The organism is Emcibacter sp., assembly GCF_048269205.1.
Lineage (GTDB): Bacteria > Pseudomonadota > Alphaproteobacteria > Sphingomonadales > Emcibacteraceae > Emcibacter.
The window spans coordinates 1316330-1338998 of the sequence record NZ_JBLXJC010000001.1 but is presented as its reverse complement, the minus strand read 5'-3'; the positions used below and the strand labels follow the sequence as shown (position 1 = coordinate 1338998).

Here is a 22669-nt window from a genome sequence, read left to right as displayed (position 1 = left end):
GCTTACGCTATATATTCCAATGGTTCGCATCTGCCCTGTTGTCTCTATTGCTTTTCCTGCTTGTGAATCATCACATCCACCCGTCGCGCCAGCACAAATCGCTCATCAAGATCAATCTGTTCATCCAGCTCCCTGAAGCGGGACGAGCCGTTGCCATAGGCTTCGATCGTATTGGCGTATCCGGCCTCTTCAATCATTTTTGCAACCGTCAGCGCCCGAACCAGTGAAAGTTCCCAGTTGCTGGGATATCTTGCTCCACTGGTAGGTTCCAGATCCGTATGCCCGACAACCACAATCTTGTTGGGAATATCCCTGAGCGCATCGCCCAGCTCGACCATCGCCTTATAGGCTTCCTTGCCAAGTTCAGAACTGCCCTGTTCGAAAATCATGTCCGACGGCAGTGATATGGCCAGACGGTCATCAAGCACTGTTATTCTGCTTCGCTGTAAAATGGGATCATATTGCAGCTTGTCTTCAAAGATTCGTTTCAGATAGAGCAAACTGAGAGCGGGCTCCTTGTGAACAAGTGCGGTCTCGACCTTTTCCCAATCCTCATCGATCACCTTGGCGCGTTCCGGATTAAGCTGTTCACTGAGTGCCTCCACAACCGCCTTCCATTTGGAAACCTGAACGGAATTCATGGAAAACATGAGCACGAAAAATGTCAAAAGCAGAGCCAGGAGGTCTGCAAAAATAATCATCCAGCTGTCCGCAACTGTCTTGCGGCTTTTTTGCAGGGCAGGCTCGCTCATGGCCTCCCCTCCTCGCTGGCGTCGGGACCACTGACCGGCATATCATCGAAACCGGACAGGCTCTGCCGGGAATTAATCTTTTCCCGGTTGAAAAAGGTCACCGTAATCCTGTTTTTCTTCCCGGTAACGACACCGATTGATATCTGATCTCCGGCAACACCGAGATCCTCCAGTTTTGCAACAATGGCCCCGGCACGAAGGATATTCAGGTCCTTCCAATATTGGGGCCCCTGCGGCAGGTCTTTACCTGTGCTGACCAGAAATTCTATTTCCCTTTTGTCACTTTGCCGCCCTGTCTTGAGAAATACAGCAAGCTGATTGAGAAATTCCCGTTGATCTATGCGAAACTGGGCAGTCCCCCGTTCGAAAAGATCATTCACGGAAAAATTCACCGAAATAATATGTCCCCCCTGGCTCGGAAATTTACCTTCGAACCCGACGAGTGAGGCGAAAACACCCTGGATTTGGTCGTAAAACTCGTCGTTCGGTGTAACCGAGTCCGCGCTGGAGGTAACGTCAATGAAATCCGCGTCCGGCTCAAAAGGATTCTTGAAAGCCCGGGTCACACTTTCGGTCGCTGCCGCAACCCGGTTCTCCTCCTGGTTGGAAATAGAGTTCATCACCATGAAAAAAGCCAGCACGATCAGATACAGGGATACGAAAATCCCTGTCGTCTGGTCGTTCGCCGACTGTTTTTCCCCGTCTTCCTCGAGGTCGAGATGTTTCATTTCCATACTGTTGAGTGCCAAACCTTTGTTCAGGCTACATTATCTGGTCTGTTAACCATAATTTGCGCTAGCCTAAACAAATTTTCCGCCACAATCAATCAAAGCTGGCCAGAAGGGCGTCGATAGAATCCTGATCGTTGGCTGTTTCCTCCAGCTGCGGGCCGTGCAGAAGTTCATGGGCCTCCATGTCTTCCGGTGCCTTGGCATTGGCGCCTTCTTCATAAACTTCGTTGTCACCAATTGCCTTGGCCAGTTCTGAAAGTTTTTCTTCCAGATGGCGCAGGGTATTGACCACTTTCGTCACCCTTTGTCCGGTGATATCCTGGAAGCTGGAAGCCTCAAAAATTTTCGTGGAAAGAGTCTCCAGTTTCTCAGCCATTTCACCCTCGGCGGAAGCAGCAAGGTCACCAAGCTCCTCGGCAGCATCCATAATACTGGAAGCGGCTTCCTCGGTAGCGCTGACAACCGCATCGAGCTGGTCTGATGCCTCCGGGAGCTGCCGCTCACTCAGGTCTTTGGGCCGGATCTGGCTGATATCGCTCTTCGCTTTGTCGATAAACTGCAGCAGGTCGCGCAGTTCGTCCTGAAAGTGGATCTCCACAAGGGCCAAGTCACCATCAATGGTACCCATCACTTCACCCACAATCATGGACACGTCTTCCACGGGAACCTCATTCCCGAATTTTTCACGGATATGGACAATTCTGTCCTCGAGCGCAACGATATTCGAACCCATAACTTTTTCCTTGAACTATTATCTGAAATTTCAAGATTTAACGTAATGGGCAAGCATAAGGAACAACTGTTAATGGCGGGTTAACCCCCGCCCTTAATCTATCTTAAGCCGTTGTTATCCCTCGATATCGGGCATCTGGCGCCTTGTAGCAAGCTCGACTGTCAACTCCTTAGCCGTTTGCGATGACATCTTGGCCAGAATTGGCGCCACTTTCTTTTCGTTCATATTTTCAATGATATTGATCAGGATATCCATATCCAGACTATCGAAAATCCGCGCCGCGTCTTTCGGTTTCATCGCCGTATAGGTTTTCACAAGGCTCTCGAGTTGTGCCTGTTCGCGCTCGTCATGGGCCTTGAGAAGCCCCTGGATCTGGGCCTCGATTTTCTTCAGAGAGGCGATTTTCTGGTCAATTCGGTTTTCCGTCGCTTCCAGGAGTTTCTCACGGATGTCCATCTCCTTGGCTCTCCCCTCAAGGACTTCCCGACGTTCAGAAAGTTCCTGAAGCAATTGAACCTCTGAGCGGCTCCAGCCGGCAACAAAGCCCTCATCATCATCCATGTGTGTATCTGTGGCCTCCCCGGCAGGATCGGCTTGTCCTTCAGCCTTGTCTCCGGCAGCTGAGACAACATCGGAAAGGTCGCGCGCTGTGGGATTCTCCATCTCGGGAACAGGTTCCCCGGCATTCGCGGCAAAGACCTGCTCCACGCCGACAGCAAAGTCATAAGCCCTGAAGCCGAAAAAGAGAACCATCACCAGAATCAGTACCGGTAAAAATCTGATTTTGCCCATATTGTTATCCTAAGCCTTTCCTTCGAAGTCGATCACGCCGTCAGCGTACATTTCTGAGGTTTTCCAGAAGCTCGTCTTCTTCATCTTCCGGTTCCTCAATCTTCGCGCTGCTAACAGGCGTTTCGCCTTTATCAGTATCCGGCAAAAGCCCCCTTTCGAGCCTGTTTGCCAGATTTGAACCCACGTCGGTAATGACAGAGAGTTCGTCAGCCATCTTGCGGGCCTTATCCAAAAGTTCCGCCAACTTGATTTCTTCGTCTCCAACAGACTGCTTCAGGGTGCCGATGCTTTGTTGTGCCCTTGTCGTCGCCTCATTCAGCTGCATGACCATCTGCGCCATTTCATCCTGGGCATTGCGAAATTTTTTCAGTCTGCCGTTCAGTACAATGCAGTATACGATAAGCACCGCCATGAACAGAGTGATCACACCGTCAAGTATAAACTCCATACTCATGACCCTGCCTCCTCGTACAGTTTGCGATAAAGCTGATCTACCTTGATGGCGACATAGCGGCCCATGCGACCGATCTTACCCCGCATCATGGGCACGCCAGAGCATTTGATTTCGATGTCGCCATCCGGCACTGCGTTAAGCATCAATGTCTGCCCTATTTCCAGTCCCAGTACCTCGCCAAGCGTCATCGTCTGTTCGTCAAGAACGGCTTCCAGGGAAACATCCGTCATCATCAGCTCTGTGGCCAGGTGGGTTTCCCAAATGGAGTCACGACCGAATTTCTCCCCCATATAGCGCTGCAGGAGCAGCTCACGCACCGGTTCAACCGTGGCATAGGGCAGAACCAGTTCCATACGCCCGCCCCGATCTTCCATATCGGCGCGCATCTTGATCAGCAACGCCGCGTTGCTGGGCTGGGCGATACTGGCAAAACGCGGGTTTGTTTCCAGCCTGTCGAGCTTGAAAGTGACCGGGCTCAACGGTTCAAAGGCTGCACACAGGTCCTTGAGTATAACACCGAGCATCTGTTCCACCAGCGTATGCTCGATGGTGGTATAGGGCCGGCCCTCAATACGCATGGGCGCCGTACCGCGACGGCCGCCAAGCAGTGCATCAACAACCGAATAGATCAGGTTACTGTCAATGGTAATCAGACCGTAGTTATCCCATTCCTTGGCCTTGAAGACCGCCAGCATGGCCGGCAGCGGAATACTGTTCAGATAGTCCCCGAAACGGATCGACGTCATGTTGTCGATCGAAACCTCGAAGTTGTCGGACGTAAAGTTACGAAGAGACGTGGACATCATCCGGACATAACGGTCAAAGATAATATCCAGCATGGGAAGGCGTTCGTAGGCTACCAGCCCACTGTTGATCAGTGCCTGGATACCGGATTTAGTGCCTTCGCCACCTTCATCGCCGTCAAAACCCAGAAGACTGTCGATCTCGTCCTGATCCAGGACGCGATCGGTTCCCATGGCCGCGGCCATGTCTTCTTCGCCGTCCTCCATACCTTCTTCGCCGTCACCATCATCGGCGGCGGCCATGGCTTCCCATTCAGCAGCTACGGCATCATCATCAATTTCTTCGTCTTCTTCTGACATCCATGTTATCCGTTAATAAGTATTTCCTTGAATAACACATCATGAACCCGGGTCGGGTATACAGCCTCGTTCACCCGGATCAACAATTCTTCCTTGAGCCTGAACATGCCGGCAGAACCGTTCAGATCTTCCACCCGCAGTTCCCTCAGATAAATCTGAAAGTTATCGATCACCCGTGGCAGCTTGGCCTGCAGATCATCGAGAGAACTCTGTCTGTCTACTTCCAGTGCAATCGTCAGCTTGAGATAGCTTGGCTTACCGCCGGCCGTGCTCAGATTCACAAGCAGCGGCTCCAGGTCCAGGAAAAGAAGCTCTGTGGGCTCATCGGGGTTTTCCTCATGCAGCTCGGCCTGTTCGGCACCATGCTCGCCTTCGGCAACCTCCGGATCGTCGCCACCAAGAAACATCAAGGCCACACCACCACCAATTAGCAACAGCAGCAATGGCAAAACGACAAACAGTACGAGCTTCTTGCCACTGAATTTTTTCTGCTCGAGACCTTCAGCCAGGTCATCAATATTTTCTTCGCCGTTTTCTTCGCTCATAAGTTCAAACTATCCCACTCAATCCTGCCGGGTTGCATCTACATAAAGGTCGAAACTAAAACCTGTTGGTTAATAACTCGTTAGGAATGTCTCCTGTCTCTGCAGTCGGTCGGCCGATTATGGTTAACATAACAGGCTCCATTGTTAAATGGAATATGGAAACCATCGGCATTTTCCCTCCCCGTCGGGAAAAGATTGCCCGGCAATCCCTACCGGTCGCCATGAGAAGTCTCACATGATACTTAATTAACCCATTGTTTTTTATAGATATTAAATTCTGGCACGGTAAATGCATATAGAGCAGCGGGAACATTTGACTGGCCAGAAGGACCATAAAGATGGATACAAATATTTACGTAGCACTTTCACATCAGGTCGCCATGCGGCGACAGATGGATATTATAGCCAATAACATTGCGAACATGAACACCACTGCTTTCAAGCGGGAATCGGTCATGTTCAAGGAATATATTGACGAAATCGACGGCGATATGCCGAAATCACTGAAACAGGTTGCCTTCGTTCAGGATTACGGGATCTCCCGCAAGATGACCGATGGAAACTATGACACTACGGGCAACCCATTCGATATTGGCCTGAGCGGTGACGGCCTGTTCAAGGTCAGACGCGAAAATGGCGAGATTGCCTATACCCGGAATGGACACCTGGCGCTCGCAGATGATGGCACACTGGTTGTCTCAACCGGCCAGCCCATTCTGGATGCCGATGACAATCCGATCCAGTTTCCCATTCCGACCAACTTTACCGGAGTGGAGATTGCAACCGACGGCACGATCTGGTCGAAGGACCGGGGCACGCTGGGCAAACTTGGCGTCGTTACCTTTGCCGACACTTCCCAGCTTAACAAAATCGGGGACAATCTCTTCAATACCGAGCAGCAACCCATCGCTGCAGAAAACTATTCAATCATCCAGGGCGTGGCCGAGAGTTCCAATGTGGAACCGATAGTCGAAATCACCAAGATGATTGAAATCAGCCGAGCCTATACGTCCATGGCCAAGATGATGGAAGACACTCATAAGATCGAGGATCAGGCCATCAACAGACTGGCCCGACTGAGCTAGGCGGCAAGGATTAGGATAGAACCATGAAAGCACTTAGTATTGCAGCAACCGGCATGTTGGCCCAGCAGTTGAATGTGGAAGTTATTTCCAACAACATTGCCAATATGAATACCACCGGGTTCAAACGGCAGCGCGCCGAATTCCAGGATCTGCTGTATCAGAATATCGAACGCGTGGGCGCCGCCTCTTCGGATACCGGCACGATCGTTCCGTCCGGTATTCAGATCGGTGTCGGCGTGAAGGCCGGCGGCGTTTACAGGATCACGGAACAGGGCGAACTGGTGAACACCAATACCCCCCTTGATCTGGCCATTAACGGGGCCGGTTATTTCCGGATTGTTCTGCCGAATGGGCAGGACGCCTTTACCCGCGCAGGATCGTTCCAGTTGAGCCCAACTGGCGAAATGGTAACGCCGGAGGGCTACACGGTCGCCCCAGGAATCAATATTCCACAGGAAGCGACGGACATTTCCGTCAATGAGCAGGGCGAGGTCTCCGTCAAGCTTGACGGCCAGATTGACCCTCAGGTGGTTGGGCAGTTCGAATTGGTTATATTCCCCAACCCTGCCGGCCTGGAAGCTATTGGCCAGAACCTGTTTCTGGAAACACCGGCCTCCGGCGCACAGACTGTGGGTAGTCCAAACACGGACGGTTATGGCTCCATTGTTCAGGGTTTTCTTGAAACTGCCAACGTGAACTCGGTTGCAGAAATCACCTCTTTGATTACGGCTCAGCGGGCCTATGAAATGAATTCAAAGGTGATCAGCACTGCCGACGAAATGATGAGCGTCACTTCTAACCTGAGATAAGGAACGAAACATGTTTAGAATGAAATATGTTATCGCCATAATGGCTAGTTTCCTGATCTGGCTTTCCGGTGGACAATTTTCTTCAGCGGCAATTGCCGACCTGAAAAAGGAAGCCCGGGTGGAAAATGAAGTGGTCACACTTGGCGATCTTTTTGACGATCTTGAAGACAATCATGACCTGCAGGTAATGGATGCTCCGGCCCCCGGCAAAAGAACATACATCTCGGCCTCCTATCTAGCACAGCTCACCCGCCAGCATGGTATTTACTGGCGCAACAGCCGGGCGGTAAAACAGGTTGCGATCTATCGTGTGGGTAAGGAAATCAGTCGCCGGGACCTGGTCACCCTGCTCAATGAAGAGGCGAAGCTTCACGTCAACGATGGCCGGGAGCGTACCATCAGCCTTTACGGCGCCAACCAGCAGATTGTCGTCCCGATTGATTCCGGTATAGAGGAGATTGAGGTCGCCATGTTTGACCTGGACAAGCGAAGCGGCAAGTTTGCAGCAACAGTCAACTACCCCACAGGTGCGGGAAAAAGACTGTCTGCGTCCATAACCGGAAAACTTACGGAAGTAGCCTATGTCCCTGCCCTGAGCAAATCTATCACCCCCGGTACAATCATTGGCAAAAGAGATATCAAATGGATTGCAGTTCCGGTCTACAGCGTCAGCAAAAATATTGGCAGGAGCCAGGAACAGCTTCTTGGTATGACTGTCAGACGTCCTCTGAAAGCAGAAGCCCCGGTTCGGCTTGCCGACCTGAAACGACCCGAAATCATTCATCGCGGAAAACCCGTCAGTATAACCTATGAAACGTCAAGAATGACATTAACTGTTGTCGGCAAGGCAATGGAAAACGGTGGTGTCGGCGACGTGATCCGGGTGATGAACGCAGCCTCACTCAAAACAATGGAAGCCCTGGTGACAGGCCCCGGCGAAGTAACCGTTATGTCCGCCGGCATGAACCTGGCCGCGAACTAGGAAAGGATTACCCATCATGATCTATGCAAGAAATATATTATTTGCTGTTTGCGCCTTGTCCGTTTCTGGCTGCAGCACCTTTGACCGGATATCCAATATCGGCAAAGCGCCCGATTTGGCCCCTATCGATGCTGACTCGGTCATCCCCCAGAACCGGGCTCCGGACAGACAGGCCGTCGTCTATGCCACCAGCCCGGCATCGCAGGACGTAAGACACAACAGCAATTCGCTCTGGAAAACCGGCAATAAAATGTTCTTCAAAGACCAGAGAGCCAGCATGGTGGGAGACATCCTGACGGTCAACATCACCATCAACGACGAAGCAAGCATCGACAACAAGACAACCCGGAGCAGGTCGAGTTCAGAAGATGCCGGCTTGTCGAATTTCCTGGGCCTTGAGTCACATCTGGACGCCATTTTACCCTCGGAGGTCAATCCGTCGAGCCTGGTTGACATGGGCAGCACTACTTCCAACAGCGGATCGGGTTCCGTGGACCGCAAAGAGGCAATCAGCCTGACTGTTGCAGCCGTTGTCACGCAGGTTCTCCCGAACGGCAACCTGATCATCCAGGGACGTCAGGAAGTTCGTGTGAACTATGAGGTGCGCGAGTTGACAATCATGGGCGCTATCCGGCCGGAAGATATCAGTTCAACCAATACCATTGAGCACACTCAAATCGCCGAAGCGAGAATTTCCTATGGCGGTCGCGGCCAGATCACCGATGTCCAACAGCCACGCTACGGCAGTCAGCTTTTTGACATTCTGTTCCCCTTCTAGAGGAACCCGGTAAAACCATATTTGTATCTGCTGTGTCTTCTACAGTATGATTCCCAAAAAAGGGCCGCCCCAGAATGGAGCGGCCCTTTTACATTCCAACAGTATATCGGTGTTCTCAATCGTCCCGATGTACCTTCTCATATTTCTCGTGCATTTCCTGGGCTTCCAGGGTCATGGTCGCAATCGGGCGCGCATCGAGCCGCTGCAGACTAATGGGCTCGCCGGTAACCTCGCAATATCCGTATTCGCCCTGCTCAATTCTGTTCAGAGCAGCATCAATTTTGGAAATCAGTTTGCGCTGACGATCCCTGGTGCGGAGTTCGACTGACCAATCTGTTTCAGACGACGCCCGGTCCGCAATATCAGGTTCCTTGAGACTGTCTTCCTGCAGATGAGTCAGCGTCTCTCTGGAATCACGGAGAATATCTTCTTTCCAGTCGATCAGCTTCTTGCGGAAATACTCCAACTGCGTCGGGTTCATGAATTCCTCGTCAGGAGATGGAACATAACCTTTAGGCAACTCTACGCTCATTGATCACCTCAGATATGGGTTTACTTTAAATCGACCACAACCTACTCAACTCAATGTCACTTTTCAAGCGGCTTTTGAGCGATTCCGGATAATTATCTGATGGTGTAAGAAATAATCGTTACAGCAATATTACCAGGGGACAGACATTAGCTTTTCAGCAAGTACTATTTCCCAAGTTTGGCAAGCTCTACTTTGACCCTTAATTCAATATCATCAAGAAGATCATTCAGGGCGGGATCATCAACCTGATCCCTCTTCTGTGCGACAATGGACGATACTTCCCGCAGCTTCTGCATCGGAACATACCCAAGAAGCAGGCCGTTCTGTATTGCTTCAAGGTGTTTGACGAGATCTTCCGCCCGCATCAGCCCCCTTGACCTGCCATCTGTTGCGGTTTCCGCTTCCTGCAGGGCAAGGAGGGAAGTTACTGCCGTCAGTGGCGCTGTACCACTTACGCTGCTTGCCGATGTCGTTTCATCGGTTTCCAGCGCCTTGTTAAAGGCGCCCTTTTCCACGCCCTTTTTACGCTTTTTAGAAGATACGCCGGAGGTGGAGATTTTGCCGGGACCTTTGATTTCCATGAAAGCTCCTCATCTATTTGCTTACCTTCTTATGAATACCAGATGGCGGAACCGGGTAAAAGCAGAAGATAATAAATAATTGCCCGGCAAGCCTTTCCCTTTGCCCGGTATTTTTTGCGCCCCTTCTTCCCACTCATACACTACATAATTTTTTATTATTTAATTTCAGTAGGTTACACATATCGATTTACAGAATATTTCTGGCATGACTTTTGCTTATAACAACCTGAACAATTTTGTAGATCAGGTAAAAGATGAAAACAGAACAGATTTTCAAGGCGTTTTGCCAAACCGGTAGAAAAGGACAGTCCAGCAGGATCACATGGCTTGCAGGACTGATGTCGGTTGTCATGATCCTGCAGGCGGCTCTGCCGGCCCACTCTGCTTCCAGGATCAAGGATCTTGTGTCTGTGGAAGGCGTTCGGGAAAACCAACTGGTCGGATACGGCCTGGTTGTTGGCCTGAACGGCACAGGAGATTCTCTCCGCAACGCCCCCTTCACCCAACAGAGCCTGACTGCCATGCTGGAACGGCTCGGGGTCAATACTCGCGACGCCAATATGAAAACCGACAACACGGCGGCCGTCATGGTGACAGCGAGCCTGCCGCCCTTCGCCCGCAAGGGATCACGCATTGATGTGTCCATTAGTTCGCTCGGCGACGCCGACGACCTGCGCGGCGGAACCCTGATCGTAACGCCGTTGCTGGGTGCCGATGGCGAAGTATATGCCGTTGCCCAGGGGTCACTTCAGATTGCCGGTTTTTCGGCAGGCGGTGATGCGGAATCCATCACTACAGGTGTGCCCACCTCAGGCCGTATTCCCAACGGCGCGTTGATTGAACGGGAACTGAATTTCAGCATGGGGCATATGAATTCCCTGGCACTTTCCCTTCGCACTCCGGACTTCACGACGGCACGTCGCATCGCTGCCGTGATCAACGAGGAAATGGGCATGAATATTGCCAACCCTCTTGATCCAGCAACTGTCCAGGTACAGAAGCCTCTGGGTTACCAGAAAGACATGGTTTCCCTGATGACGGATATTGAACAGCTGTATGTCACACCGGACCAGAAAGCCCGGGTCGTGATCGACGAGAAATCGGGCATTATTGTCATCGGGCATGAAGTCCGCGTCAGCGAAGTCGCAATCGCCCAGGGCAACCTGACCATTCGGGTAACCGAAACACCCCAGGTTTCTCAGCCGGGCCCGCTGGCCCAGGTCGGGCAGACCGCAGTTGTACCAAGAACAGAGGTTGAAGTGGATACCGGCGAAGGCAAAAAGCTTGCCCTGCTCAATCCGGGCGTAAACCTCCAGGATCTTGTCGATGGACTGAATGCATTGGGGATCGGCCCGCGTGACATGATCGCCATCCTCCAGGCCCTCAAGGTATCCGGCGCCCTGCATGCCGAGATCGAGGTGATGTAATGGAACCGAATATCTACACCCTTCCCGGCTCCAGAAGTGTCGTCAGACCGGATGTTGAAGCCCCGAAAACCGCGCAACAAAGAGCAGCCCGGGCCGTAGCCGATGATTTCGAAGCCATCTTCCTCGCCGACATTCTGAAAAACCTTTCCGTTGGGCTGGAAACCGACGGTCCCTTTGGCGGCGGACATGCGGAGGAAATGTACAAGGGTATTCTGAACGAGCAGATTGCCAACAGTATTTCAAGAAATGGCGGCATTGGCCTGTCCGATGCCGTTTACCGGGAAATTCTCAAGACACAGGAAGCCGGGCAGGAATAACCGACTGGAACCAACAATGACCGAGACACAATTGACAAACCAGAGCATCATATCCTCCCTGATTGAAACCACCAGGGAACTCACAAGCGTCATCCGTCAGGAAATAGCGCTGTTGAAAGACAAGCGGCCGGCCGAGATTCAGCCCCTCAACGAAGTCAAGAACAGGTTGATGGACAGTTATCGGCAACACATGGAGGCACTGAACAGAAATGGTGGTTTCAAGGCCGCCGGCAATGGCGAAATCGTCAGGCAGTTCAAGAAGGAAAACGAGACTTTCAGAGATGTACTCAAACAGCATAAGTCCACGTTGTACGCCCTGAAAACCATATCGGAAAGCATGATCAAGGCCATCGGTGAAGAAGTCGCCCGCCAGGCTTCGCAGAGTAGTGGCTACGGCGCCAATGCGCAGATGCAATCTGCAAAAGGCAGCAAGACACCGACCACACTGACATTAAATAAAACCATATAAAAAGTTCTCTTACTTTGGGTCTTCCAACAGGGCTTCGGCCCTTTTTTTTTGCTCGTTTCAAAACAACAAACACCCTTATTGCGGGTAATTTCCCGCTAGGCAAAAAATGTCCGGGAACCGGACACACACAGCTTGTCCTAGCAAGCTTTTCCGCCCTTCCGGGCACAATTTACCTACCCCGTATCTACTTCTGATTTTCATCATTTTTTATTGTTTATATTCAATAACTTATGATGTTTTTATAAATTGGCACGGTTATTGCAAATAGCTTATTCAGCAACAAGTATTGCGATAAGAAATACAGCCAGAATACCTGTAGAATAAGGAGAGCAATAATGGCCTTTTCAGTAAATACAAATGCAAGCGCCCTATCGGCGCTTTTCAACCTGAACTCGACGACCAGAGATCTGGAACAAACACAAAATAAAATTAATACGGGTCTGCGAATTTCCTCAGCCAAAGATAATGCTGCGATCTATTCCATCGCCCAGGGCCTGCGCGCCGACCTCAAGGGGTACAATGCGGTTAAACAAAGCCTTGACCGCTCCATCAGTACAATCGACATCGCCCTGGCCGCTGCCGGTTCGATTTCCGATCTTCTGATTGAAATGAAAGAAAAGGCCGTGGCAGCAGCCGATGCCGGCCTTGGCACACAAAGTCGTAATGCCCTTTCCGAGGACTTCGAAGCGCTGCGCGACCAGATCACCACAATCGTTAATAACGCAGAATTTAACGGCACCAATATTCTTGATAATGGTGCCGACACCATTGTCGCCATTACGAACCCGGATGCCACCCAGACCATCAGCATTGCACATCAGGATCTGACCCTTGGCGGTCCCAACATAGGTGTTACTGCTTTAGCGACCATTTTGACACAGGCCGACGCTGCAACCATGGTCACCACTGTCGATAACTCCCTGGACCAGGTGAACTCCGTGTTGACCTCCCTTGGCGCCGGCGGTAAATCCCTTGAGGCCCAGCGTATTTTCTCTGATAAGATCGCAGACACCATCCAGGTTGGTATTGGTAACCTTGTCGACGCCGACATGGCCAAAGAAAGCGCCAACCTGCAAGCACTGCAAGTGAAGCAGCAACTGGGCGTCCAGGCGCTCTCCATCGCCAACCAGGCTCCGCAGTCTATTCTCAATCTATTCGGCGGCTAACACGTCCCTGCAAGTATTCTGGCGCAAAAAGACCGGCAAAACTGCCGGTCTTTTTCTTTTTACAGAAATAAGAATTCAGAGTTTGCCGAGCAGATCCTTGAATGTTCTGTCATCCATCCACTCAGAATTATTGTCACTGGAATAATGAAACCCTTCACTCACAGGCTTTGCTCCCTGCTTGCTATAGTAGTTTTGATCCCAGAATGTGAATTGGGGCGTAATGATATAGCGATCATCCAGTTCAATAGTTTCCCGCCCGTCATCTTTAGTTATCATCTGTTCGTGCAGTTTTTCACCCGGACGAATGCCGATCTCCCTGTGGGGTAGGTCTGGCGCCATGCAGCGGGCCATATCAGTCACCTTCATGCTGGGAAGTTTCGGCACATAAATTTCTCCCCCCTGCATCATCTCAAGACAGCTGAGCACAAAATCCACCCCCTGGGGAAGAGTGATCCAGAAACGGGTCATTCTCTTGTCAGTTATCGGTAGTTCCTCAGCACCATTTTCTAGCAAATTCCTGAAAAATGGAATGACAGACCCCCTCGATCCCATCACGTTGCCGTATCTCACAACAGAGCAGGAAAATTCCTGTTCCCCGCCAAGAGCGTTGGCGGCAACAAAAATCTTGTCAGACGCCAATTTGGAGGCGCCATAGAGGTTGATCGGACTAGCTGCCTTATCTGTGGACAGAGCGACAATTTTGGTCACGCCTGCCGACAGGGCCGCTTCGGCCACATTCTGAGCCCCCATGATATTGGTTTTAATACATTCAAACGGGTTATATTCGGCAATGGGGACATGTTTCAGCGCCGCTGCGTGGATCACATAATCGATCCCGCGGAACGCCAGATTCATACGCTTCGGGTCCCTCACATCCCCGATAAAGAAACGCAGCTTCTTATAATGGGGATGAGAGGAAAACTCCTTGTCCATTTCATATTGCTTCAGTTCATCACGGGAAAAAATAGCCAGTCGGCGAATTTCCGAATGGTCCAGTATTGTTCTGGCAAAGCTCTTCCCAAAAGACCCGGTACCACCGGTCACCAAAATGCTCTTGCCTTTCAGAAAATCGAGATTGGTACGAAAACTCCGCATTGCTGAAGAAGCCATTTCATTTCTTTCCCTTAGTATAAAACTCTGCAAAGTATACGAAAAAATCCTGTAAAGACAAAACCTTAAATATCCCGTTGACCTGTTTAAGAGCAAAGACAATCACTTGGTCGATCAATCCTGCTGAACCAGAGGAATTAAAGGAACAACAGGCACCCCCAGAACTTCTGCTTCCCTGAAGAGTGAAGAATTCATACCCACAACAATATCCGCGGCACCAACAGCTTCCAGCGATGAACCCTGGTCTGTGACAATAATTGCCAGACCGTTCTGGGATTGCTCTGGATAATTGTCGTATTTTCCAGGGGTATCCTTAGGATGGGGACGGATAACAAGACGAAAAGGTGCTTTCAGTCCCTCAAAACTATTTCCACCCCTCAGAGCCTCCAGCAGATACTCCAGGCAATCAAACTCGCTAACTTTGTGTGGGAACTTATCAAGGCCGATTTCCGAAATATAATCGGAAGCAAAAAGAATAACACTTTCACCTTCCTCGACCTGCCAATGCGCTCTAGTCTCTCCCGCCTGTCCGGCAAGATTTTCCACTGTCCCAAGATGCGTCCTGTATAAATCGCCGCCAACTGTAATATGGGCCTTCTTTACGCCCGCATCTGTCAGCTCTTGTTTTGAGCGAGCGTCGACCACAAAAATCCTGTCAGGTGTAACAATGACATTTCTGTTGTCGGTAAATCTCAACAGTATGCTGTTCTGAGAATCCACAAGTGCCGCTGTAGGGATGCCCATCTGGCTCGCCACTCGCCAGACTTCCTGTTCAGTCCGGTCATCAATATGGCTGGTACCGGTATAGATAAAATCCGGCTGGATCCGGTTCAGCAGCTCCCTGATCCGATCTTCACCCAGGTCCTGCTCCAGAGCGATGATATCCTGACCTGCATTGCGCCATATAGCCTGGGCAAATTCTTTTGCAGCAATAAAAAGTTCCGGCACATCATCTGAGTCTGGAATTCCGAACTTGCCGCCCTGTCCGGAAAGAAGCAGTTGACGCAGAGCAACCAGTTGATTGGTTCCTCCCGGGTCCCGGCTTATCAGAAGAATTCTGGCAGATTTACTGCTGGTCAACGGCCTTCAACTCCCCGAGGCTTTCAGAAACCTTATGAAAAGCGGCTACCACATCATCCAAATCTTTTTTGCTCAATGAAGGTCTGACAAGTTCGTGGGTTATGACCGTTGCATGGGCGTCTTCCACATTAGGACACATGCCAGCTTTATAGTCCTGCTTTCCCTTGTAATGAGGGCATTTAAAGGGACATTGCACCGAGCCATAGGCTATCTGTTCCCGGAACATGGGATAAAGATAGATGGGCTTCACATAGCCCTGGCCGATCAGGGCACCTTCCCCTTCCCGCAGTTTCATTTCCGGCAACTCGGCGCGGACCGCCCTGACGAATGTATCCCGTCGTATCCCTGTTTCACTCTCCATATAGCGCAGCACATGCATATAATAGGAATGCTCGACATAGTCCGGAACCTCGGGCAGGCGAATCCCCGGAAGCCCCTTCAATTGTTCTGACAGATAGGCCACATTGTGGCGGCGCTTTTCCACCAACTCCCGGCTCTTTTCGTTCTGGACCGAGGCTATCGCAGCCTCAATCTCGCCGAGCCGGAAATTAAAACCAACCATATTGACCAGACTGTCCACTTCCCGGCCCTGAAGTACTGCTTCGGCATGGTTGCGGATCAGCTGAAGACGGTCGCAATAACTGTCATCATTGGTGGTGATGATCCCACCCTCACCGGAATGGATGTGCTTGTGATAATTCAGCGAGAAAACCCCCATATGCCCAAGAGTACCAACAGGCCGTCCCTTATAGCTGGCGCACGGTGCCTGAGCACAATCTTCAATCACAACCAGATTATGCTCCCGGGCAATCTCCATGATTCCATCCATTTCCGCCGGCTGACCGAAAATATGAACTACAATAATGGCTTTGGTCCGGGGAGTCAGGACCTTACGAATTGTTTCCGGCGAAATACAGTAACTTTTCGGATCAATATCAGCAAATACAGGGACTGCATTAAAAGCGATTGCAGCTGTCACCGAAGCTGCCATGGTATAGGGCGAGACGATAACCTCGTCACCCGGCCCCACCCCGGCGGCCCCAACGGCAGCATAGAGGCCGCTGGTACAACTGTTGACCGAGATGGCATGCTTTGCCTTGTAATCCACGGCCCATTGCTTTTCAAAGGCCTGGACTTCCGCCCCACCGAAGAAATCCTTGTGCCAGACCCCCAGGAATTTGGACAGCACACCGCTGTCCAGAACTTCCATTACCTTTTTCTTTTCAGCATCTCCGATAAAGTTATGGGCCGGAAAAAACTCTGACCTGACAGGCTGACCGCCCAATAATGCCAGTTTTGACATTTCTTGATCCTTTAATTTATCTCAGGCAGGCACTCCGGCCTTTTGCCGGATTGCCGCACAAACCTCCAATGTTCTCAGTGCTTCCCCTGCCGTTATTTTAAGGGGTGCTCCTTCTATGAAAAACTCAGCGATATTATCCGCCAGCTTCAGGAATGTTTTCTCGCGGCCTGTATCGATTGTTTCCGCCTTGCGAACAGGCATCCCCTCATCTCCCAGTTTTCGGATGATCAGTCTGTCCCCGAAATCAGCCATGTCGATAACTGCCTTTTCCATGATCAGACGGCACTCGAAAAATTGAAAGTGCCTGACATCGGTACCCGCCAAATGAAGGGGAAGACCATTAGCCGTCCTCAACCCCGCATTCAGTGTCGGGTCACCGTCCCAGAAATCATGCATTACATTTCCCGCATGGTTCACCGAAAGCTCACCAAAAAACATTCTGAACAGATCAACCATATGGGATCCATTGTTATAGAGGCCTTTGTTGTACCATCCTGCGCCTCTCTGCAGGCCGCCGAATTCACCCGCAGCTATGCGCCGGGCTAAATCCTGAAAGGCACTGTTCCAGCGGCGGGTATAGTTTACTGTAAGAACAGTACTACCCTTACTGTAAGCCTCTGCTACCTCCCTGCTACTCTCGATGCTGTCCGTCAGGGGTTTTTCACAGAGCACCAGCCTTATGCCTCTGTCCTGCAATAGCTCCAGTTGCCTGGCGTGGTATTTTGTCGGACTGCACAGGCAAACGACATCCGGCTTCAACTGAGTGAGTGCCATCTCAATTTCATCTGCGACGTGTTCGATCTTCCAAGTCCGGGCAAATCGCCGGGCCCGGTCTTTATCGGCATCATAGCTGCCGATAATCCGGAATCTCCGATCAAGAGAAAAAGCCTTGGCATGGGTTTGAATCACATCTGGACCTTCGGGATCATGTTCATCATAGCCGCCGGCGATGGCCCCGCAGCCAATAATAAAGACTTTAATGGCGTCCCGAGAGCTATTCACACTTTTACCCTGCCTATCTTCTGATTCAGGGCAGCAATTTCCGGATTTTCCTGTAAAAACTCAAGGATATCCCCCAGGATAAATTCGGGATTGACTGGATAAAGATGGTCAAAAACCGCCTTGATTAACTGATAATCCTCGGGCGTATCGAGAGTAATGGAAATATCCGGAGCACGAAGATGTTCCGGTGCACCGATGAATTTCACACTGTAGAGATCCAGATGCTGATAGATAAACCGGCTGACATGTTCCAGGTCCAGCGGGTCATCGGTCCTCTTGAAGGCATCATCCAAGACCTCAGTCCCAAAGACCTGCACTGAACAGCCGATGGGATAGGTTTCCGCCGTGTCAAAGCTCAGATAATTAAAGTTGGACAGATAGTCCACACCGCACTCCAGATACTTTTTCACGGCCTCATCAATCAAAGCCGGGTCCATTAGCGGGCAGTCGCCGGTAAGCTCGACAATAACGTCTGCCCTGTGCGCCTTAGAAGCCTCCAGAACCCGTGACATAACGTTATCTTCGCTGCCACGAAAACACTCCACACCAAGTTTTTCTGCCTCACTGACGATTACGTCATCTGTTGCATTGACGGTTGTGGCGACAACAATGCCATCAATATGTTCGGCCCGCCGGACACGTTCCACCATCAGCGCCAGCATGGATTTTCCCTGACACTCCCTCAACACCTTGCCCGGCAGACGGGTTGACGTCATGCGTGCCTCAATAGTGGCGATTATATGATCTTTGCCCGGCATGGAAATTGTGTCCTACTTTTTCTCGAACACCCACCAGGTGAAATTGTCCAGCCCGCTAACCCGTTTCCATTCAAAGCCGTAATCCAGCAGCTTCAAGTCGGGGAAGTTATCCAGCCAGAAACCACCAAAATCGCATTTAAACAGTTTGTTGCTATGGCCCCGATACTCTCTCATTTCCTGCTTGTCGGAAAAATATTCGATGCAGACAACATATTTGCTGGTTGCCCGGTGAATCCTTTTGCAGGCTGCCAGAAGATCATCCGGATGTATATGAATCATCACCGTACAGGTAAAGGCCATGTCCACGTCCCCATCCGCCAGATCAAATTCTGACGCGACGCCGTCAATTACATTTTCCGGTGCAGCCACCTTATCCCGGATCAGTATTTCCCTTGCCTTGCCGTTGGGTTCCACAGCAACCATTTCCGCGTCGGTCAACAGGTTCAGCGCCCTGAGATTAAGGCCAACGTTGGAACCGATTTCCAGTATCCTCTTCGGCATATCGCCCCGCATCGGCGCAATGATGCGGCTCCACATGGCCAGCCGGTTGCTAAGATGCTCCGCATCAGCCGCATTGCGGTCAATATATTCGTCACCGAATTCTCCACGCCAGAAGGAGGTTTGTTCCGTATTTGATGCATTCATCTTTTCTTCCTCGCTACCGGACTAACCGGTTTATTTTACATAAGGATTTTGCGCCACAGTGGCGTTAATTTCAAGTAATTCCGGCTTTGCTTCAAAGAGGCTTTTCAAATCCTCAAGCCCAAAGCACGGCCTGGCCGGATAGAGTTCATCAAACACACGACAGGCAAACTCATAATCTGCGGTCTCATCTACAACAAGCCGCCAATGGCGCAGGTCCGGTAGATGATCAAGCATAAGACACCCGTATTGTTCATGACGGCGCCAGATATAAGGGGTCACATGTTCTTTTTCATATTCGTCTGTATCAGCTTCATAGACTTCGCGCAGGAGGTCCATTGACAGCACCTCCGTATCAAACCCCAAGGGGAAGCCTCTGTCCATGGGCAGACGGGCATAGCGGGCGCCGGCCTGATGGTAAGCGGCCAGCAAGGCCCCAGATACATCAGGATCGATAAATGGGCAGTCTGAGGTAACTCGCAGCACTGTCCGGGCGCCAACGGATTGTGCTGCCAGAAAGGTTCTTTCCAGAACATTGCTCTCTGAGCCTTGGAAAAATGACACTCCCTCAAGCTCCTGCACGAATTCCACCAACGGCGTCTGGGCTTGATCATCTGGCATGGCGATACAGATCTCGTTCACCCCCGTTATCCGGCGACAGCGCTCAATGACATGCTCGATAATTGTTTTTCCTGCCAATGTTTTCAGCACCTTGCCAGGCAGGCGGGTAGATGTCATTCGGGCCTGGACAATCACCACTGTCTTATCCATCGCGGGCATAGACCCCTCCTGAAAAAATATCACCAAGCATAGCCTTGAAGATAATCCAGTTGGCGCGAAGGACCCGCCCAATCCTCGGCGTATCCTCCCTTTCACGCACCGGCATATCAAGCTGGTAGATAGCTTCACCTTTCCGGGCGGCGGCCAGGGTCACTCCGGTCCCGATGGTAGGATGTCGAAAAATATGGATATAGTTTTTCAGAGCTTCCGTATCATAGGCCTTCATTCCGCAAAGAATGTCCCGTATCCCCCAGCGAGCGCGGGTATAGAGGCGGAACAACGCTTCCGAAAGCCGCGCCGGCTTGGGCCGCACCCCAATAGAGACGATAGCTTGTCCCTCTTGAAGGGGTCGCACAAGTTCGGGAATACAATCGGGACAATGCTGATTATCTGCATCAATGGACAGGCAGATTTGATATCCTTGCTCAATGGCGTGGGAAAAACCGCTAAACAGGGCCATGTCATAGCCTTGATTTAGGGGATGAGACACTACCTGAGCTCCTGCCTCTCTGGCAGTCTTCGCCGTCTGATCCATAGAGCCGTCATCCACCACTATCACGTCACCATAGGACATTACCGCCTTTACCACTATCGCGATAGTATTCTCTTCATCGAGTGCCGGAATTATAATTGCGATATGTTTTTCTTCTTTATTCATAAAGTGTTACACCAGATGTTCCAAGGTGATATGTTCCCCCTCTTCAATATCTTTCGCAAGTTTCCGACTAACACATTTCACAAATTCATAGGGGGGCAGAGCATCAGTAGGACAGGGCCGCAGGGGAAACAGATCCTCTTTCCCAATTGCTTCTCCCGCCTTCATATCCCGGGTTGCCCGCAGCCCCCGGCGTTGTAGCACAACCGTATCCTTTTCATTGACCTCAACCCTCTTTATCCCGTCCCCTATGGCAAGGGCCAGTCCTTCCGGATCATCACAAAGAGATTCTACAATCTGATACTTCTCTTTCCAGGACATGTCGCCGGACAGTTCTTCATCAAGCTCGGCCGTCCTGTCGACCATTAACTTCCAGCTTTCCGGGTTCATGGAAAATGGATGATCCGGGCCGACAAGATTGTTATCCAGGGTATAGTGTTTTTCGATTGAGCGGGCACCGAACAATCCGACTGCCCCCAAGACCGTGCTGTGCCCGTGGGTATGGTCCGACAGCCCAAGGGAAAGACCGGGAAATGCTCCGGCAAAAGTTTCCAGAACCTTCAGATTTATATTCCTGAATCGTTCTAGTGTAACCCCCCTGGGCTCATCAGGCCTGGCGGTATAATTGGTATTGCACTGCATGAGGATCATCTGGTCCGTATGTGTCCGCGCCACATTCACTGCGGCACTCACCTCTTCCATGGTGGAAGCCCCGGTTGCCATGATAAACGGCAGGCCTGACTTTGCCATGGCCTCGATTTCCTCGTGCCAGGTGATATCTCCGGATCCCATTTTCCAGGCTGAGACATGGGGTTGCAAAAGTGCAACGAGTTCCAGCGAATACGGGGCGGTAAAATAATCGATGCCGGCGTCAGCACATGTTTCCTTCAGGGTTTCGGTCCAGGTCACCGGCAGGGAAGCATCTTCATAAATCTCGAAAATACTTTTATCCCAGGCTTCCTGATGGGAAAACTTGCCTCCCATCTGACGAAAGCCCTTGTCAGAGACGATTGATTTGGCGAAAAAATTCTGGAATTTGGCGGCGCGGGCCCCGTTTTCAGCGCAGGAATAAATCAGATCCTTGGCCTTTTCCAGGTCTCCATCGTGATTGGCTGCAACATCTGCTATAAAATAGACCGGGTCCGAGGGCCCCACATAATGATTTCCGATTTTGATCCGGTTAGTCATATCTTTTCAATCTCTTCCTGCAAACCAGGCAATTTTATCCCGCTTTTCCCTTCAAACCAGGCAACATCCATCCTCAAATCCCGGGGCCTTGCAGCACGACCGGGTAAGTCACTGCTGTCAGCAATTGTCACATTTGAGGCATCCAACCCCTTATATTCCGCTAGTTTCAGGGCAAAATCCTTTTTACTCATCCCATCATGGGACCCTATATTAAAAGTTCCTGTTAATTTCTGGCTGTAACATTGTAGCAAAACTTGTGCCAAAGTCTTCATATGTAACGGAGAAAACAGAACATCCTGAAAAAGTCTGATATGCCGTTTTCCAGAAAAGGACTGAATAAAAAAGTCACTGAGGCTGGATCTTCCCTCTGTCCGGGAAGGACCGACAATATTGATCCGTGCGATCAAGCTGTCCGGATAATCGCGAACCGCCTGTTCTCCCTGCAATTTTGTAGCTCCGTAAACATTAACCGGCGCCACCTGGTCTTCCCTGAACGGCCCACTTCCGTCCGGGTAGACCTGATCGGTAGAAATATAGATCAGATAGCTGCCCGAGCCCTCAAGAGCCGCAACCAGATTGCTCGTCGAGACAAAATTGACTTCCCGGGCTTCGCCAGGGTGTTTCTCGCAATAATCCACATCAGTCAGGGCAGCCAAATGAACAACTACAGAAGGCCTAATCTCCTGAATCAATGAGTTCACCTGATCTTTTGAGGTCAGATCGCAGGGATGATTCCGATTACTGCGGGAAGTCAGTATGACCTCCCCCACCTGCTCGAATACCTCCCGAATATAGGGCGCCAGCAAACCTGATCCGCCCGTCACCAATATTTTCATCAGAAAATTTAACCCAATAAAAAACCCACCTGATTATGTCAGGCGGGTTCTTATTTTAA

Annotated in this window: 27 protein-coding genes; 8 read left to right on the top strand and 19 right to left on the bottom strand. The window is 50.9% G+C overall.

All coding sequences use genetic code 11. The features are described from left to right. Positions 1-44: 44 nt before the first annotated feature. The 7 genes from ACN0YD_RS06270 to ACN0YD_RS06240 form a co-directional block, all read right to left on the bottom strand. Positions 45-752 carry an OmpA/MotB family protein gene (locus ACN0YD_RS06270; protein WP_417317908.1) on the bottom strand — a complete coding sequence of 236 codons (708 nt, stop codon included), beginning with the start codon at positions 750-752 and terminating at the stop codon, positions 45-47. After that, positions 749-1480 (bottom strand): hypothetical protein, encoded by a 732-nt coding sequence (locus tag ACN0YD_RS06265; RefSeq protein WP_417317907.1) that lies wholly within the window; start codon positions 1478-1480, stop codon positions 749-751. The genes ACN0YD_RS06270 and ACN0YD_RS06265 overlap by 4 nt, the downstream gene beginning before the upstream one ends. A 94-nt stretch (positions 1481-1574) precedes the next feature. Further along, on the bottom strand, positions 1575-2216 hold the full coding sequence (locus ACN0YD_RS06260) for a protein phosphatase CheZ (protein ID WP_417317905.1): 642 nt from the start codon (positions 2214-2216) through the stop codon (positions 1575-1577). Between the two features lie 114 nt (positions 2217-2330). After that, on the bottom strand, positions 2331-3008 hold the full coding sequence (locus ACN0YD_RS06255) for a MotE family protein (RefSeq protein ID WP_417317904.1): 678 nt from the start codon (positions 3006-3008) through the stop codon (positions 2331-2333). Between the two features lie 40 nt (positions 3009-3048). Continuing rightward, positions 3049-3462 (bottom strand): DUF6468 domain-containing protein, encoded by a 414-nt coding sequence (locus ACN0YD_RS06250; RefSeq protein WP_417317902.1) that lies wholly within the window; start codon positions 3460-3462, stop codon positions 3049-3051. After that, positions 3459-4565 carry a flagellar motor switch protein FliM gene (fliM, locus tag ACN0YD_RS06245; protein WP_417317900.1) on the bottom strand — a complete coding sequence of 369 codons (1107 nt, stop codon included), beginning with the start codon at positions 4563-4565 and terminating at the stop codon, positions 3459-3461. Before fliM ends, ACN0YD_RS06250 begins: the two co-directional genes overlap by 4 nt. Before the next feature lie 5 nt (positions 4566-4570). Further along, positions 4571-5110, bottom strand: coding sequence for a flagellar basal body-associated FliL family protein (locus ACN0YD_RS06240; protein WP_417317898.1), 540 nt, complete (start codon positions 5108-5110; stop codon positions 4571-4573). 338 nt (positions 5111-5448) lie between these two features. Here ACN0YD_RS06240 and flgF point away from each other — a divergent pair, with 338 nt between their 5' ends. Genes flgF through flgH form a run of 4 tightly spaced genes read left to right on the top strand, consistent with a single transcriptional unit; the run spans position 5449 to position 8764 of the window. After that, positions 5449-6195 (top strand): flagellar basal-body rod protein FlgF, encoded by a 747-nt coding sequence (gene flgF, locus ACN0YD_RS06235; RefSeq protein WP_417317896.1) that lies wholly within the window; start codon positions 5449-5451, stop codon positions 6193-6195. Between the two features lie 23 nt (positions 6196-6218). Further along, complete coding sequence (gene flgG, locus ACN0YD_RS06230) at positions 6219-7004, top strand: flagellar basal-body rod protein FlgG (protein ID WP_417317894.1); 786 nt, start codon at positions 6219-6221, stop codon at positions 7002-7004. 10 nt (positions 7005-7014) lie between these two features. After that, the gene (gene flgA, locus ACN0YD_RS06225) at positions 7015-7986 is read left to right on the top strand and encodes a flagellar basal body P-ring formation chaperone FlgA (protein ID WP_417317892.1); all 972 of its coding nucleotides are present in this window, start codon (positions 7015-7017) and stop codon (positions 7984-7986) included. Between the two features lie 16 nt (positions 7987-8002). Further along, the gene (gene flgH / locus ACN0YD_RS06220; protein WP_417317890.1) at positions 8003-8764 is read left to right on the top strand and encodes a flagellar basal body L-ring protein FlgH; all 762 of its coding nucleotides are present in this window, start codon (positions 8003-8005) and stop codon (positions 8762-8764) included. Between the two features lie 115 nt (positions 8765-8879). Here the strand turns inward: flgH and dksA are convergent, their stop codons facing one another. Further along, positions 8880-9296, bottom strand: a complete 417-nt coding sequence (dksA, locus tag ACN0YD_RS06215) for an RNA polymerase-binding protein DksA (protein ID WP_417317888.1) — start codon at positions 9294-9296, stop codon at positions 8880-8882. 164 nt (positions 9297-9460) lie between these two features. Next, positions 9461-9877 (bottom strand): flagellar assembly protein FliX, encoded by a 417-nt coding sequence (locus ACN0YD_RS06210; protein ID WP_417317886.1) that lies wholly within the window; start codon positions 9875-9877, stop codon positions 9461-9463. 338 nt (positions 9878-10215) lie between these two features. On the opposite strand from ACN0YD_RS06210, the gene ACN0YD_RS06205 reads away from it, so the two are divergent. The 4 genes from ACN0YD_RS06205 to ACN0YD_RS06190 all read left to right on the top strand — a co-directional run bounded on the left by ACN0YD_RS06205 (position 10216) and on the right by ACN0YD_RS06190 (position 13256). Further along, the gene (locus tag ACN0YD_RS06205; protein WP_417318859.1) at positions 10216-11304 is read left to right on the top strand and encodes a flagellar basal body P-ring protein FlgI; all 1089 of its coding nucleotides are present in this window, start codon (positions 10216-10218) and stop codon (positions 11302-11304) included. Further along, complete coding sequence (locus ACN0YD_RS06200) at positions 11304-11621, top strand: rod-binding protein (RefSeq protein ID WP_417317884.1); 318 nt, start codon at positions 11304-11306, stop codon at positions 11619-11621. The genes ACN0YD_RS06205 and ACN0YD_RS06200 overlap by 1 nt, the downstream gene beginning before the upstream one ends. A gap of 16 nt (positions 11622-11637) precedes the next feature. Continuing rightward, positions 11638-12090: a hypothetical protein gene (locus ACN0YD_RS06195; protein ID WP_417317882.1), complete on the top strand. Its 453-nt coding sequence runs from the start codon at positions 11638-11640 to the stop codon at positions 12088-12090. Between the two features lie 335 nt (positions 12091-12425). Further along, complete coding sequence (locus ACN0YD_RS06190; RefSeq protein ID WP_417317880.1) at positions 12426-13256, top strand: flagellin; 831 nt, start codon at positions 12426-12428, stop codon at positions 13254-13256. Between the two features lie 75 nt (positions 13257-13331). Here the strand turns inward: ACN0YD_RS06190 and pseB are convergent, their stop codons facing one another. The 10 genes from pseB to ACN0YD_RS06140 form a co-directional block, all read right to left on the bottom strand. Next, complete coding sequence (pseB, locus tag ACN0YD_RS06185; protein WP_417317878.1) at positions 13332-14366, bottom strand: UDP-N-acetylglucosamine 4,6-dehydratase (inverting); 1035 nt, start codon at positions 14364-14366, stop codon at positions 13332-13334. A 114-nt stretch (positions 14367-14480) separates the two neighbouring features. Beyond that, positions 14481-15446 carry a hypothetical protein gene (locus ACN0YD_RS06180; RefSeq protein ID WP_417317876.1) on the bottom strand — a complete coding sequence of 322 codons (966 nt, stop codon included), beginning with the start codon at positions 15444-15446 and terminating at the stop codon, positions 14481-14483. Beyond that, positions 15433-16749: a DegT/DnrJ/EryC1/StrS family aminotransferase gene (locus ACN0YD_RS06175; RefSeq protein WP_417317874.1), complete on the bottom strand. Its 1317-nt coding sequence runs from the start codon at positions 16747-16749 to the stop codon at positions 15433-15435. The genes ACN0YD_RS06180 and ACN0YD_RS06175 overlap by 14 nt, the downstream gene beginning before the upstream one ends. Before the next feature lie 21 nt (positions 16750-16770). Continuing rightward, positions 16771-17751, bottom strand: a complete 981-nt coding sequence (locus ACN0YD_RS06170) for a Gfo/Idh/MocA family protein (protein ID WP_417317872.1) — start codon at positions 17749-17751, stop codon at positions 16771-16773. After that, positions 17748-18509: a cytidylyltransferase domain-containing protein gene (locus tag ACN0YD_RS06165; protein WP_417317870.1), complete on the bottom strand. Its 762-nt coding sequence runs from the start codon at positions 18507-18509 to the stop codon at positions 17748-17750. Before ACN0YD_RS06165 ends, ACN0YD_RS06170 begins: the two co-directional genes overlap by 4 nt. A 12-nt stretch (positions 18510-18521) precedes the next feature. Next, complete coding sequence (locus ACN0YD_RS06160; protein WP_417317868.1) at positions 18522-19154, bottom strand: pseudaminic acid biosynthesis-associated methylase; 633 nt, start codon at positions 19152-19154, stop codon at positions 18522-18524. 30 nt (positions 19155-19184) lie between these two features. After that, positions 19185-19931, bottom strand: coding sequence for a cytidylyltransferase domain-containing protein (locus ACN0YD_RS06155; RefSeq protein WP_417317866.1), 747 nt, complete (start codon positions 19929-19931; stop codon positions 19185-19187). Next, positions 19915-20589 (bottom strand): glycosyltransferase family 2 protein, encoded by a 675-nt coding sequence (locus ACN0YD_RS06150; RefSeq protein WP_417317864.1) that lies wholly within the window; start codon positions 20587-20589, stop codon positions 19915-19917. The genes ACN0YD_RS06155 and ACN0YD_RS06150 overlap by 17 nt, the downstream gene beginning before the upstream one ends. 6 nt (positions 20590-20595) lie before the next feature. Next, a complete protein-coding gene (locus ACN0YD_RS06145) occupies positions 20596-21774 on the bottom strand; it encodes an N-acetylneuraminate synthase family protein (protein ID WP_417317863.1) in 1179 nt (392 codons plus the stop codon). Further along, complete coding sequence (locus ACN0YD_RS06140) at positions 21771-22610, bottom strand: SDR family oxidoreductase (protein WP_417317861.1); 840 nt, start codon at positions 22608-22610, stop codon at positions 21771-21773. Before ACN0YD_RS06140 ends, ACN0YD_RS06145 begins: the two co-directional genes overlap by 4 nt. Positions 22611-22669 lie beyond the last annotated feature (59 nt).

Bases quoted from the DNA above. Each gene is read 5' to 3' on its own strand.
- ACN0YD_RS06270 (WP_417317908.1), bottom strand. From the start codon at position 752: ATGAGCGAGCCTGCCCTGCAAAAAAGCCGCAAGACAGTTGCGGACAGC.
- ACN0YD_RS06265 (WP_417317907.1), bottom strand. From the start codon at position 1,480: ATGAAACATCTCGACCTCGAGGAAGACGGGGAAAAACAGTCGGCGAAC.
- ACN0YD_RS06260 (WP_417317905.1), bottom strand. From the start codon at position 2,216: ATGGGTTCGAATATCGTTGCGCTCGAGGACAGAATTGTCCATATCCGT.
- ACN0YD_RS06255 (WP_417317904.1), bottom strand. From the start codon at position 3,008: ATGGGCAAAATCAGATTTTTACCGGTACTGATTCTGGTGATGGTTCTC.
- ACN0YD_RS06250 (WP_417317902.1), bottom strand. From the start codon at position 3,462: ATGAGTATGGAGTTTATACTTGACGGTGTGATCACTCTGTTCATGGCG.
- fliM (WP_417317900.1), bottom strand. From the start codon at position 4,565: ATGTCAGAAGAAGACGAAGAAATTGATGATGATGCCGTAGCTGCTGAA.
- ACN0YD_RS06240 (WP_417317898.1), bottom strand. From the start codon at position 5,110: ATGAGCGAAGAAAACGGCGAAGAAAATATTGATGACCTGGCTGAAGGT.
- flgF (WP_417317896.1), top strand. From the start codon at position 5,449: ATGGATACAAATATTTACGTAGCACTTTCACATCAGGTCGCCATGCGG.
- flgG (WP_417317894.1), top strand. From the start codon at position 6,219: ATGAAAGCACTTAGTATTGCAGCAACCGGCATGTTGGCCCAGCAGTTG.
- flgA (WP_417317892.1), top strand. From the start codon at position 7,015: ATGTTTAGAATGAAATATGTTATCGCCATAATGGCTAGTTTCCTGATC.
- flgH (WP_417317890.1), top strand. From the start codon at position 8,003: ATGATCTATGCAAGAAATATATTATTTGCTGTTTGCGCCTTGTCCGTT.
- dksA (WP_417317888.1), bottom strand. From the start codon at position 9,296: ATGAGCGTAGAGTTGCCTAAAGGTTATGTTCCATCTCCTGACGAGGAA.
- ACN0YD_RS06210 (WP_417317886.1), bottom strand. From the start codon at position 9,877: ATGGAAATCAAAGGTCCCGGCAAAATCTCCACCTCCGGCGTATCTTCT.
- ACN0YD_RS06205 (WP_417318859.1), top strand. From the start codon at position 10,216: ATGTCGGTTGTCATGATCCTGCAGGCGGCTCTGCCGGCCCACTCTGCT.
- ACN0YD_RS06200 (WP_417317884.1), top strand. From the start codon at position 11,304: ATGGAACCGAATATCTACACCCTTCCCGGCTCCAGAAGTGTCGTCAGA.
- ACN0YD_RS06195 (WP_417317882.1), top strand. From the start codon at position 11,638: ATGACCGAGACACAATTGACAAACCAGAGCATCATATCCTCCCTGATT.
- ACN0YD_RS06190 (WP_417317880.1), top strand. From the start codon at position 12,426: ATGGCCTTTTCAGTAAATACAAATGCAAGCGCCCTATCGGCGCTTTTC.
- pseB (WP_417317878.1), bottom strand. From the start codon at position 14,366: ATGGCTTCTTCAGCAATGCGGAGTTTTCGTACCAATCTCGATTTTCTG.
- ACN0YD_RS06175 (WP_417317874.1), bottom strand. From the start codon at position 16,749: ATGTCAAAACTGGCATTATTGGGCGGTCAGCCTGTCAGGTCAGAGTTT.
- ACN0YD_RS06165 (WP_417317870.1), bottom strand. From the start codon at position 18,509: ATGCCGGGCAAAGATCATATAATCGCCACTATTGAGGCACGCATGACG.
- ACN0YD_RS06160 (WP_417317868.1), bottom strand. From the start codon at position 19,154: ATGAATGCATCAAATACGGAACAAACCTCCTTCTGGCGTGGAGAATTC.
- ACN0YD_RS06155 (WP_417317866.1), bottom strand. From the start codon at position 19,931: ATGCCCGCGATGGATAAGACAGTGGTGATTGTCCAGGCCCGAATGACA.
- ACN0YD_RS06150 (WP_417317864.1), bottom strand. From the start codon at position 20,589: ATGAATAAAGAAGAAAAACATATCGCAATTATAATTCCGGCACTCGAT.
- ACN0YD_RS06145 (WP_417317863.1), bottom strand. From the start codon at position 21,774: ATGACTAACCGGATCAAAATCGGAAATCATTATGTGGGGCCCTCGGAC.
- ACN0YD_RS06140 (WP_417317861.1), bottom strand. From the start codon at position 22,610: ATGAAAATATTGGTGACGGGCGGATCAGGTTTGCTGGCGCCCTATATT.